Origin of the sequence: Candidatus Jettenia sp. AMX1 (genome assembly GCF_030263775.1) — a bacterium.
GTDB lineage: Bacteria > Planctomycetota > Brocadiia > Brocadiales > Brocadiaceae > Jettenia > Jettenia caeni.
Window position 1 is genome coordinate 1 of the sequence record NZ_SZPP01000077.1, and the last position, 11245, is coordinate 11245.

13 protein-coding genes are annotated in these 11245 nt (G+C 42.0%); all 13 read left to right on the forward strand.

From position 1 onward, the window contains the following. Positions 1-143 precede the first annotated feature (143 nt). The 13 genes from FBQ94_RS16835 to FBQ94_RS16895 all read left to right on the forward strand — a co-directional run bounded on the left by FBQ94_RS16835 (position 144) and on the right by FBQ94_RS16895 (position 11037). The gene (locus FBQ94_RS16835; RefSeq protein WP_007223317.1) at positions 144-1907 is read left to right on the forward strand and encodes a hypothetical protein; all 1764 of its coding nucleotides are present in this window, start codon (positions 144-146) and stop codon (positions 1905-1907) included. A gap of 132 nt (positions 1908-2039) precedes the next feature. Beyond that, positions 2040-2264 carry a hypothetical protein gene (locus FBQ94_RS16840; RefSeq protein WP_040544636.1) on the forward strand — a complete coding sequence of 75 codons (225 nt, stop codon included), beginning with the start codon at positions 2040-2042 and terminating at the stop codon, positions 2262-2264. A 295-nt stretch (positions 2265-2559) separates the two neighbouring features. Further along, positions 2560-2775, forward strand: a complete 216-nt coding sequence (locus FBQ94_RS16845) for a hypothetical protein (protein WP_007223316.1) — start codon at positions 2560-2562, stop codon at positions 2773-2775. Between the two features lie 354 nt (positions 2776-3129). Further along, positions 3130-3423, forward strand: a complete 294-nt coding sequence (locus FBQ94_RS16850) for a hypothetical protein (protein ID WP_007223314.1) — start codon at positions 3130-3132, stop codon at positions 3421-3423. Then, positions 3420-3767, forward strand: a complete 348-nt coding sequence (locus tag FBQ94_RS16855; RefSeq protein WP_007223313.1) for an ethylbenzene dehydrogenase-related protein — start codon at positions 3420-3422, stop codon at positions 3765-3767. The genes FBQ94_RS16850 and FBQ94_RS16855 overlap by 4 nt, the downstream gene beginning before the upstream one ends. A 433-nt stretch (positions 3768-4200) precedes the next feature. Then, on the forward strand, positions 4201-4626 hold the full coding sequence (locus FBQ94_RS16860) for an HMA2 domain-containing protein (RefSeq protein ID WP_007223312.1): 426 nt from the start codon (positions 4201-4203) through the stop codon (positions 4624-4626). A gap of 455 nt (positions 4627-5081) precedes the next feature. Beyond that, the gene (locus FBQ94_RS16865; RefSeq protein ID WP_007223311.1) at positions 5082-5516 is read left to right on the forward strand and encodes a hypothetical protein; all 435 of its coding nucleotides are present in this window, start codon (positions 5082-5084) and stop codon (positions 5514-5516) included. A gap of 1 nt (position 5517) precedes the next feature. Next, positions 5518-5703 carry a hypothetical protein gene (locus FBQ94_RS16870; RefSeq protein WP_007223310.1) on the forward strand — a complete coding sequence of 62 codons (186 nt, stop codon included), beginning with the start codon at positions 5518-5520 and terminating at the stop codon, positions 5701-5703. Beyond that, complete coding sequence (locus tag FBQ94_RS16875; protein WP_007223309.1) at positions 5703-7772, forward strand: heavy metal translocating P-type ATPase; 2070 nt, start codon at positions 5703-5705, stop codon at positions 7770-7772. Before FBQ94_RS16870 ends, FBQ94_RS16875 begins: the two co-directional genes overlap by 1 nt. A gap of 37 nt (positions 7773-7809) precedes the next feature. Beyond that, on the forward strand, positions 7810-8094 hold the full coding sequence (locus FBQ94_RS16880; protein ID WP_007223308.1) for a hypothetical protein: 285 nt from the start codon (positions 7810-7812) through the stop codon (positions 8092-8094). Positions 8095-8534: 440 nt separating this feature from the next. Further along, positions 8535-9557 carry a sirohydrochlorin chelatase gene (locus tag FBQ94_RS16885; RefSeq protein WP_007223307.1) on the forward strand — a complete coding sequence of 341 codons (1023 nt, stop codon included), beginning with the start codon at positions 8535-8537 and terminating at the stop codon, positions 9555-9557. Next, positions 9506-10315, forward strand: coding sequence for a hypothetical protein (locus FBQ94_RS16890; RefSeq protein ID WP_040544631.1), 810 nt, complete (start codon positions 9506-9508; stop codon positions 10313-10315). The genes FBQ94_RS16885 and FBQ94_RS16890 overlap by 52 nt, the downstream gene beginning before the upstream one ends. Then, positions 10255-11037 (forward strand): FAD:protein FMN transferase, encoded by a 783-nt coding sequence (locus tag FBQ94_RS16895; protein WP_083849338.1) that lies wholly within the window; start codon positions 10255-10257, stop codon positions 11035-11037. Before FBQ94_RS16890 ends, FBQ94_RS16895 begins: the two co-directional genes overlap by 61 nt. Positions 11038-11245 lie beyond the last annotated feature (208 nt).

Below are 11245 nucleotides of genomic sequence, written 5' to 3' on the forward strand. Positions count from 1 at the left end.
GGGTACAAGAAATCAATGAGCAACCCGTGGTGCACCGATGGCGCAAATTTGAATTTTTAACAAACTAATTGTCGATGTTTTAATGAAACGTTATACTAGTTTGTCATGTAACACATGTTGCCTATGCGGGCTCAGCGGACATTATGAATCTTACTGATGATCCAGGCAATTGGTTTAAGAGCCGGAATAACGGCACCCCGGTTTCTATTATCAAGCGTGGCGAGAGGGTTGACTTTAAGATCGATGGTTGCTGCACCAACACCCGGCATACTGTCACACTTCTTATTAAACCCAGGAATTCAAAACTTATCGTAGATCAGGATCAATCGAAAAGCGGAACGATCTCTGCCACTTTTGACGTACCAGGTGTGTATGTATTTATTTGCAAAGTCCACCCTTATATGACTGGTATTGTGGCTGTAAAGGATGCCAATGGGAATATCCCTGATGTTACGGCTGATTCTTTACCTTTCATTGGACATCTCGGAGCTGCCTCACTTCCTGCTAATACCGTTCTATCAGTTCTTCGTCCCGTTGCCCCTACGGATACAGATAAGGCAGCCAAGTGGGATATTCGTAAATCAACCGATCAGATAATTCCCAAAACCCCGGGTGTGGGGGAGATATGGATTAATACCCAATTTGAGCGCGTAGCTAAACAAAGAGATGAAAAAGGTACGCCCAAACCTGGCACTATTACCGTAGTGGATGCAAAGACCTTTGCAGTGGAGAGGGAGATTAATGGTCTGACAGCCGGAGGTAAATGGAACAACCCTCATAATATGTGGGCCAATTTTACCTTAGATACGGTCTACAATACGAACTGGTTCGGCACATGGATTAACAAAATTGACCGTCAAACCGGTAAAATCTTACAAAGTATCGATGTGGGTGAAGCACCTACCCACATTGTTACCATTCCTACACCTGGTTCATCTGAAAGAGGGATACTAACCGTACCTCTGAGCGCTGAGAATAATTTTGTGAAGGTAGAGGATGGTGTTGACGGATTGAAGATTATTGATGAAGAGCCTACCGGTGAGGGCAGAAATCACCCTCACGGCCATTGGTTAACATGCGGCCGTGGAGACCGAATGGTTGTTCCTAATGTGTTTAAAGGAATGGGTGTGGCTGGTTCTATCAGTATCCTGGATGCCTTTACGGGTAATGTCCTGAAGGAATTTGTACAAGATTCCGATGATCCGCTCCGGAGTGTGATCCAGATGCCGCTTGCCGTTGGGGAGTGCCATGTCAATGGAATAAGCAAAGCGTATGTTGCCAATGCTGTATCCGGTTATGTAACGGTTATTGATGTTGATGCAATGCAGATACTTAAGAATATACCAGTGACGGTGACGCCGGATGGGCAGACGGGAAAGGATATCCTTCATACCTTACAGGTACCAATTCAAACACCTGTAAGCTCCGGTGAAAGGTTTGTAGCTACCGCTATCCTGTCGCTCACCACGGTGCCGAATGCAAAAAGCAATTCAACTGATTATGTGGTAATTATTGATACCGCCACAGACGAGATCGTGGCATACCTGCCAACTCCTGGTGGTACTCATGGGGTGAACTGGGGTGCTAAGTTAGGAGGTGGGTATTATGCTTATGTAACAAGTCAGTTTGCTAACGTTCTGGCCATAATAGACCCGGATCCCAACAATGATGGAAAAGGTCCTGATGCCGCAGTCGTAGGTACAATCCTGCTTACAAATGGAAGTAAGGATGCAGGGGTAACTGACGGGACTGGCGGGCAAGGGATCAAACCACTGCCCATAACCCATGATGGTTGGATACAGCCTACGGTTGAATTGGCTGGCACTGGCGTTCTCTCTGCAGAGGTAGAAAACTGGATTAGCCAGCTTACACCACAGCAGAAAAATCCCGTTGATAGCGGTCATTAATTGCAGCGCCGTTTTTAACTAGGATGAGATGGACAAACAAGTTTATCCATGCCACCCTGCATATACGTATGTTAGGCCTCTGAAGTATCAGAAAGGAGAGAAGGTGAAGATCTTTTTGAGGTTTGTACTTTTGTGCTTTATGAGAGAGTCTTTTATGGTTTGGTGCTGTGGCGCTCTTCGAGAACTCAGGTCCGCTTGAATCCAGCGGGACTGCAGTGGAGCGCCTCTTCAGTGTCTATAGCCCGGTTCTTTTTGAAAGAAGCTGATAATGTATTTGACATAAATAACAGCAAGGACTTTTATGCCCGTATTGGATATAAAATCGGGGGTATGGGGGTGCTGGGGGTGGTGCAGTAGAGGAGTCGGAGACAGTTCCTGAGAACTGGCAGGAGACATCTCTGACGCTTTCCGGTTTTTTTATAGAGTAGATAATGGATTCTTTAATGATCCGGTTGCGGGAACAGGTTTTCACTCCAATGGAAACCATTTCTGGCGATATGGTACAGAGGCTGATTTCTACTGGTGGAATTTTAACCTCTTTGGGGCTGCTACATTTTTTAAAGACAGTACAGAAAGTGATGTAACCATAGGGAGTGAAAGCGGCAGTAACTTTGATGCCAGTCTCTATACTGCTGAGTTACGATGGGTAGCATTGCCGTGGGTTATTCCGGCTGTTCGTTTTGAGAACATGAACCCATCGTACGATGTGGGTGACCTCAAGAGCTTTAACCGCTACAGTGCTGATATTACTGTGCTTCTTCGGGCTAATATAAAATTCCTTGTTGGCGCCGCCCTTGCAGATGGAGATGCTCCGCAGATGCCCCTTTTTGACGATACCTACAGACTGGGTATGATGATAGCATTTTAGGAAGGCTATTTACTGTAGAAATTTTGTAGTTACTCAAACTCATGCTGGATTGCAAGGGTGTTATGGATAAGGGTTGTACAAAAAGGTAATATCATGTTGTTGTAAAGGAGGATTGATGGAAACATCTTAATCCCCTTTAAAAAAGGGGAAATATGGATATTGCTTTCTTTTGGGAAATAGGAAAAGGAATTAACAATCCCTGTATTCCCCATGTGATAAGGCTTTCTAATTTCTCACTTTTCTAAAACACTTATTCGTCTCCCCCTTTTCTAAAGGGGGATCAAGGGGGATTATGAGGTTGCCTCGGATAAAACCCTCGCAATAAATAATAGATAGATACACAAGAAGAAAAAAATGAGAAATAATTATATATCATTCATAAAATACGGTGTACTCTTTTTAAGTTTTGCCTTTCTTTATGTAACAATATCTGCTGCTGTTGAGAAAACGACACCGGGAATCAAAGGAATAAGTGAAGATGAGCTTATTCCGGCAAAAGAGGTTCTGACTGTGAAATATAGAAAGATTCACAAATCTTCTCGCATGGACGTGGGGTCATTGAAGGGTGCATTTAAACATGCAAAGGGAGTTAAAATCGCACTTCAAAAACAGGATAAGGCATTTCCTTTGATTATCAGGAATCAATGACAAGCGTAGAACATGTATCGGGTGGAAGAGCCGCTCATAATCTGCTTTCTGAGTTAAGTCGGGGAATGGTGGTAGAGGATTTAAATGCAGAAGGTTTTGGCACCCTTACCACGCAAGAACATCAGGACGTGAATGGATGTAGTAAATATAAGAATGGGGTCTGGACGGTAATCATGTATCGTTCATTAATTACCAAGAATCATGATGATATACAGTTTGTTCCTGGAGGGAAAACATATTTTAATATAGCAATATGGGGTGGTGGGAAAGAAGACAGGAACGGACAAAAAAATCTGTCAATCCAATGGCATCCTCTACTATTGGAGCAGATTGCTTATCCATAAGCTGCCTGTTTCCTGTATTGTGTACGGGCTAAATGACTGAACTGATAGAGCTATATAAACTTTAAAATTGTTTACCGTATTTCCTCTTTTCAAAAGGGAGATCGGGGGAATTACTATGAGATTACAACGGTATGGGTTTGTGAAATTTTTTTATTTTATATTGACATACGATCTTTTTTTATTTATCTTATTGAGACTGAGTCTTAATTAATATCATTTGATTGATTAGTTCAAAACTTAATTTCTTAAGAGCCCTCTCAGTCGCTTTGCGAACCCCTTAAATTTCTTTAAGCAGACTGAGGGGACTCATTGAATGTATAGGAAATTCATAAAATGTTTATAGGAAAGTTGCTTTTTTTCTATATTTGAGGTTATCGCGGCGCAATATTTGCGATACATTTAAAAGGATTTTTGCTTGTATAAGGAGAGTAAAATGTCGCCCTTAAGTATTCTACCAGGGAGGATAAGATATGAGAATACCTATCTCATGGGAAAGATGTATGCCTGCAGATATTTGCAGGAATGCATTATAAATTATTTAAAAGGATCAGTAGAGGTAATTGTTAATCACAGAACAGGAAGAATCCTGGTCAGGTTTGATGAAAAACAAATTAACCGACAGACCTTAATACAATATATTGATCGCACCATACAGGAGTGTAAGGATTGTGAGGATTCTGAGAACAGGGTAACCAAAGATTCGTCATTTGCAGAGAAAAAGGATTCAAGGGTATCATTGATAAATATTGCAAACGTTGCAAAGCATCCGTTAGTAGAGGCTGTTGCACATGCGTTTTTACCAAAGCCGTTAAATATTCTGGTCCCAATAGCAATAAAGGGAATTATAGGAAAGAATTAATGTAATTACTGAAAATTACATGGAAGATCTCGTAATAATTCGGTTTTTAGAAAAAAGCTGATGTAGGGCGAGGCCTTAGCCTTGCTTTCCCGCCTGAATCTTTACCTGGGATAGCAGACCTAAAGGGCATATACATCAAGTTAAAGACGGCAACACGGACTGTACAGACGCATTATTATACGTCTGTACAGTCCGTGCCACCCTGAAAACCGCTTACAGAAAATGAAAATTCCTATTTTAGTTTGATGCATATAGCCCTAAAGGGTTGCCCTACAGGATTGAAATCTCTGTACATCCGGGCAAAAATTGTCTTCTGATGGCGACTGGCGACCTACTATGGTTTGCAAAACACGCAGATCTGCGATGTCCGAATTTCTACACGCCAGGTAAGATTCTTTGCTTTGAAGCAAAATGACAGGCGTAATATCAGGTTGGTTCTGTACAAGGAGATCTTTATGGAAGAAAAGGTTGAAGGAAAGGGAAGAGATAAAGATAACAAAAATGAAGAAGGAACGTATAAGGAGAGGCGGCATAATGAAGGAGGAAAACAGAGAGAGGGTTATTTTATCAGCAAGCGAAGTCTTTGGTTATTGGGAAGCGGTGCGCTTGGCGCCCTTGCAGTTGTTGGGTTCGGTAAGTTCTCAAAGAAAATAAGGCCCGTAGCAGTTGGAGCTGTAAAGGAAGGCTTTACGTTTAGTGAGTGGCTGGCAACAAAGTATGAGAAGGTGAAAGAGGATGTAGAAGACATCGTAGCAGAAGCAAAACATGAATATCAAAAAGATGCTGAATTAACAGCACATATAGCGAAAAAGGAGGAAGATATACTTCGGAGAGTAGAACAAAAAGTAGAAGAGGTTTTAAGGCAAAAACTTAAAAAAGAGGAGGTATAACATGCATATTATTGGCAGAACAGGAATGTATTTTGGCTCGGTTTTAAACATCTTGAGTGGCGCTACAGCGGTGTTCCTCGGAACGTATTTTTTTTCAAGAATTAAGGAGAAACAAGAAACGGAAACCCGGCTCGAGAGAATAGAACACATACTTCAAAGACTCTCAGAGGAGAAAGAAAAGAAGTAATGCATTACCGTGTTATCCATGAACTCCCTCAAAGGGTAAAGATATGTCTCTCCCTGCCTAAAAGGCATATTCCTGATAATTCCCGGATAGAGGGACTATTTTCACCTATTGAGGGAGTTCATAAGGTATCCTTTCATTACCGAACGGGAAGTCTGCTTATTCATCACAATGGCAGCAGGACTGTAAGGGATACTGTGTTGAAGACAATACAAGAAATACCCATACCCTTTGAGAGAAAAGGGAAGGCAAAGCACACTATGCTTGAACGGAAAAAAAAGATTGTAGTATTGGCGGGGACTCTCTTCATTATGAGACCTGTTATACCTCCCGTACTAGCGCCGTTAATCTCTTTGTATGGCGCCATACCTATCTTGAAAAAAGGCCTCAGGGCAGTTCTGAACAGGCGCTTAAATGTAGATACCCTTGATTCTACAGCTATTGGCATATCATTAATCCGAAGAGATTATCTTGCAACAAGCATTATCACCTTCTTTTTGAAGGTTGGCGACTATCTTGAGGAGAGGATACGGCAAAAATCAAGGGAGAGTCTTGCAAGCATGTTCGAGTGGCGGGACGATTGGGCATGGGTAAAGAGGAACGGCTGGGAATTAAGGATTCATGTAAAAGAGGTAATGGCAGGCGATCTTGTCGTTGTAAGGGCAGGGAGTAGTATTCCCGTGGATGGTATGGTTGCGGAGGGCGTGGCGCTGGTAAATCAATCATCGATCACCGGTGAACCATTTCCTGTCCCTAAAAATGCAGGATTGATGGTTTACGCAGGTACTGTACTGGAAGAAGGTTCTTTGATAATACAAGCTATAAGAGTTGGTGATGAAACAAGGGTTTCTAAAGTAATTAAGGTGATTGAAGAATCAGAAGGTCTAAAAGCGGATGTGCAAAACTATGCAGAAAGGCTTGCAAACAGGATAGTTCCTTATAGTTTCCTACTGAGTGGAGTAACCTATCTCCTTACCAGGAATCCATTAAAGGCGATTTCAGTACTGCTGATAGATTACTCATGCGCCCTGAAATTATCAACGCCGTTAACGATTATGTCCGCAATGATAGCTGCGTCGAGGCGCGGTATTCTCATAAAAGGCGGTAAATTTGTAGAGAAACTAGCAGATGCAAATGTCTTTGTTTTTGATAAAACAGGAACCCTTACTGAGGCAAAACCAAAGGTTTTTGATCTTCTCCCCTTTAGCGGTTTTAGCCGGGAATATCTGTTAAAAAATGTAGCATGCGTGGAAGAACATTTTCCTCATCCGGTAGCTACTGCTGTAGTTAAAAAGGCAGAGGAAGAAGGCATTGTTCATGAGGAGAAACATGCGGAAGTGGAGTATATCCTTGCTCATGGTATTGCATCGAAGATTAAAGGGAGAAGGATACTGGTGGGAAGCAAACATTTTATACACGAAGACAACAGGATTCATGTGGAATGTGAAGAACGCGTAATAAAAAATTTTGTGGATAAGGGATATTCATTGCTTTATGTAGCTATGGAAAATGAGCTTGCAGGTATCATAGTTATTGAAGACCGTATACGAGCAGATTCGCACATGTTTCTCAATATGCTTAAGGATTTGGGGATAGAACGGATCATTATGCTTACCGGTGACCATGAGGCTGCCGCACGGAATGTGGCAGAAAAACTTGGAATAGATGAATACTATGCACAAGTTCTTCCTGAAGGAAAGACAACAGTAGTGAGAGACCTGAAAAGTAAAGGTTACGTAGTTGCAATGGTTGGAGACGGCATCAATGACTCCCCCGCTATTTCCCTTGCAGATGTTGGTATATCTATGAAGCATGGTGCAGATATTGCAAAGGCGACATGCGATATCTTGCTCCTGGAGAGGGGGCTTGATGGAATTATCGAGGCAAGGAAGATCGCTCAGGATGCCATGTCCCGTATTCAAAGGAATTTTCGATATATTATAGGAATCAATACGGCCCTGATAGGACTTGGCATAGGAGGAATGATAAGCCCTATCTTTTCAGCTCTTGCCCATAACGCCGCAACAGTTATTGTATCTGCTCGTACACTGAGACCCTATAAATATACTTGATACATGATAAAAAGAACAGGATGAAAAGAGGTAAATTATGTCAGCAATGATAATCAGCAGTCTTGAGAGACTCATCGGTATGGTACAAAAACTTGAGAATTCTGGGATAACGACTATCCATTTCTACTCTGCAAAAAATAGTGGAGATTTAGATGTGGCAACAATTGCCTTTGTGCCGTTTGTAGACTTGGTGATATTGGGAAAAGATGCCCCTTACTCGTTATCTCTCAACCAAATAATAAAGGAAGCACAAACAAGGCACATACCCGTTCTGTCCGAAGAATGTATTGAAGCAGTAAGAGACAAAGGTTCTTTGGTATAAAAGCTGCATTCTTACAAATCAAAGAGTATCTGGAGCCTGTCCGAAAACCCCTATCAGCTACAGAAAGAATATACTTCACAAGAGGTTTTCGGATAGGCTCTTACTTGTATAGTCTCCCGAAACAAAGTTTCTCAGTAATTGTGGAGTTGTCAAAAAAACCATAACATGCCGTGTGTATCACGGAACACGGCATGTTATCCAGGAATTAGGTGTATTTATAGCATCCAGGAGATGAAACCGAACAAAATATGGTGCAAGTTGAGTCTTTGGTTGTATGCTGGTATAGGGAACGTTATGGATTCCCTAAAATGTCATTGCGAGGGTCTTGTCCGAAGCAATCCCTTCTGAAGCATGCAAAGGATTGCTTCGGACAAGACCCTCGCAATGACCCGTGGGATAGTCTCTCCTCTTAAAAGATTTTTGACAAGGAGGAATAAGGAATGGAAAGATTTACTTTTTGGAACATTCTATCTCTCATGTTGCTCGTTATAGGTCTTTTACACGTTCCCTCAATCTTGGGTCAGGAGGGAAAAAAGGGATTACATAATGCGCAAAGTTCTGATCAAGTCTCCTGTACAGAAGAAAAAGCACTATCAGCAGTGGTACAGCCAAAAACCATCGGGGTGCTGGTTCTTGCGCACGGGGCGCATCATGGGCATGGAGAGCAAGGAGCGGGTCACGTTCATGGAGAACAGCCCCCGGAAGAAATCCCATCGTGGAATGCCTCTGTTTTAGAAGCCGTCAAGCCACTCAAAGATACGTATCCGTTAGAAGTGGCCTTTGGTATGGCTGATCCGGAGACTATAAAGGAAGCGGTTCGCAAATTAGAAGAAAAGGGTATTTCCAGGGTAATAGTAGTTCCACTGTTCATCTCTTCTCACAGTCCAATTATAGGTAATTCCCGCTACATCCTCGGTCTGCAAAAAGAATTACCCAACACTACAGACGTTAAATCCTTACCCCGTTTAGAGAGTAAGCTAAGGTTTTCTATGACAGAAGCTCTTAATGATAGTCCTTTTGTGGCAGAGATCCTTTTGGAAAGATCTCGTGAGTTAAGTAAGAATCCGGTGAAAGAAACCGTTATCCTGGTTGGACATGGGCCTAATGATGAAAGCGAGAATAAGCTTTGGCTGGATGATATGCAAAAACTCGCCGGGTATGTCCGTGAAAGAGGAGGATTTAAGGAAGTTGAGGTTGCTACATGGAGAAGCGATGCCCCGAAAGAGATTAAAGACAAGGCAATTTATAAGCTGAGAACAATGGTAAAAGCAAGTAGGGAGGATGGAAGGGTTATTATCATCCCGCACTTACTTTCCTCCGGCGGTGTAGAAAATGAGATTGTTGAAGCACTAAAAGGGCTTACCTATATCTTCAATGGTAAAACCTTGCTGCCTCATGAGAATATAACGATATGGATAGAAAAGCAGGTAAAAGAAGCGTTGGCAAAATCCATGGAAAAATAAAAGTCGTATCAATAGAAGGAGTCTCAAGAATTATGGTTGTAAAAAAGTTCTTCTTTTTCATTCTTTTACTCATTACTTTTGCATTTCCTTTAAACCTGTCTGTAGGGCAATCCCTGCTTGAAGAGGAGGAACCGCCGGAAAATTATCAATTTCAAGTATTCATGGAGGAAGAAGAAGCCTTAGCTAAGGTTTTTGCTGGTTGCGATTCTATAGAATCCGAATTTCTTGTTCTTACTCCAAAAGGAAGAGAGTACATACAGGGATTATTGAAGAGACGAGATCTGGAAACAGCCTTTCAGGTCTATTTCGGTAAAAAAGGGAATGTGATAGATCGTTATGCCATAATTACAGAAGAGATGGGTTGTTTTCATCCCATCACCTGGATTCTCAGCACAGATACACAGGGGAAGATCCTTGATGTGGCGGTAATGATCTATCGGGAGACCCGTGGGCATGAGGTCAGCCGCAGGAGGTTTTTAACCATGCAAGGGTCTTACAAACAGATGTTTACTACAGCAAAAATTATTGAGGGCGTAAAAGCAGTAGTAGCCGCTGAGGTGGAGAGTGAAAAACAATTTTTTTCTCTGGCGCATAAAGCCTTCCAGGAAATAGAGCGTATTGAGAGGCTCTTTAAGAGGGAACTGAAGGCGTTAAATAAGAAGGCCGGAAAAACACTTTTTCCTGTGATAAAGAGGTTTTGGGAGTCATTAAACGCTGTTATGAATACGCCCAGCTTACTGAAGGCGCCTTTGATATAACGGTATCTCCGTTACTAGAGCGTTGGGGAATTTACAAGGGCACCTTGAAAGAGGTAAGGGAAGATAAGCTTCTATCACTTCTTCAGGCAGTTTCTTATAAAAATATCGAGATAGATGACAATGACAAGTTAATTTCTTTTACTCATAAGCAGACAAAGATAGACCTGGGACCTGTTATCAGAGGATATGCAGTAGACAGGGCCTTAGAGCTTTTCAAGGAATCAGGGGTAAGCAAGGTTTGTATAAACTACGGAAGTATTACCCGCATGATAGAACCGCCTTCTGAGAAAAATTCGTGGAAAGTAGGAATTCTTCATCCGGTAAAAGAAAACTCCGTGATAGGTTCTTTGCAGTTGGTTGATCGGGGCGTTGCATTCGTCGCTGATTATCCAAGGTATACCACGGTGCAGGATAGATTTTCTCTGCACTTTATTAATCCAAAGACAGGAAAACCGGTTAAGAATGGGAATTTGGCCGTTACGGCTATGGCTGGCACGGCAGAAGAAGCGGGAGTTCTGGCTACCATCCTTTTTATTCATGGAGCAGAGGATATACAAAGGTTCTCTGCGATTCTTCCTGAAAAAGAGTGGTTGCTTCTTTCTGAAAAGCAGAAAGGAGATATAGAATTTCAAATGTCTTCAGGAATGGAAAAAAGGTTTACGAAGGGAGAAGAAAAAATTTTTAAGTTTGGTAAAGGTTCGGGTTGTCCCTTTAGTCCTTAGTATCCAAATGATGAAACCAAACATATCATCAACAGAAGAACGATTCCCCGGTCTGTCATTGCGAGGGTCTTTTCCGAAGCAATCTTTTCTGAACTCTTCAAGGGATTATTTCGGACACTACCCTCGCAATGGTAATATGAAAAAGCAGCGTCCTTCCAAGGAGGTTAAAAAGCCTTGAACAGGCAATAACCTTTTGTGATATTAAATA

Coding starts and splice junctions, on each gene's coding strand:
- FBQ94_RS16835 (WP_007223317.1), top strand. CDS start 144: ATGAATCTTACTGATGATCCAGGCAATTGGTTTAAGAGCCGGAATAAC.
- FBQ94_RS16850 (WP_007223314.1), top strand. CDS start 3,130: ATGAGAAATAATTATATATCATTCATAAAATACGGTGTACTCTTTTTA.
- FBQ94_RS16855 (WP_007223313.1), top strand. CDS start 3,420: ATGACAAGCGTAGAACATGTATCGGGTGGAAGAGCCGCTCATAATCTG.
- FBQ94_RS16860 (WP_007223312.1), top strand. CDS start 4,201: ATGTCGCCCTTAAGTATTCTACCAGGGAGGATAAGATATGAGAATACC.
- FBQ94_RS16865 (WP_007223311.1), top strand. CDS start 5,082: ATGGAAGAAAAGGTTGAAGGAAAGGGAAGAGATAAAGATAACAAAAAT.
- FBQ94_RS16870 (WP_007223310.1), top strand. CDS start 5,518: ATGCATATTATTGGCAGAACAGGAATGTATTTTGGCTCGGTTTTAAAC.
- FBQ94_RS16875 (WP_007223309.1), top strand. CDS start 5,703: ATGCATTACCGTGTTATCCATGAACTCCCTCAAAGGGTAAAGATATGT.
- FBQ94_RS16880 (WP_007223308.1), top strand. CDS start 7,810: ATGTCAGCAATGATAATCAGCAGTCTTGAGAGACTCATCGGTATGGTA.
- FBQ94_RS16885 (WP_007223307.1), top strand. CDS start 8,535: ATGGAAAGATTTACTTTTTGGAACATTCTATCTCTCATGTTGCTCGTT.
- FBQ94_RS16890 (WP_040544631.1), top strand. CDS start 9,506: ATGGATAGAAAAGCAGGTAAAAGAAGCGTTGGCAAAATCCATGGAAAA.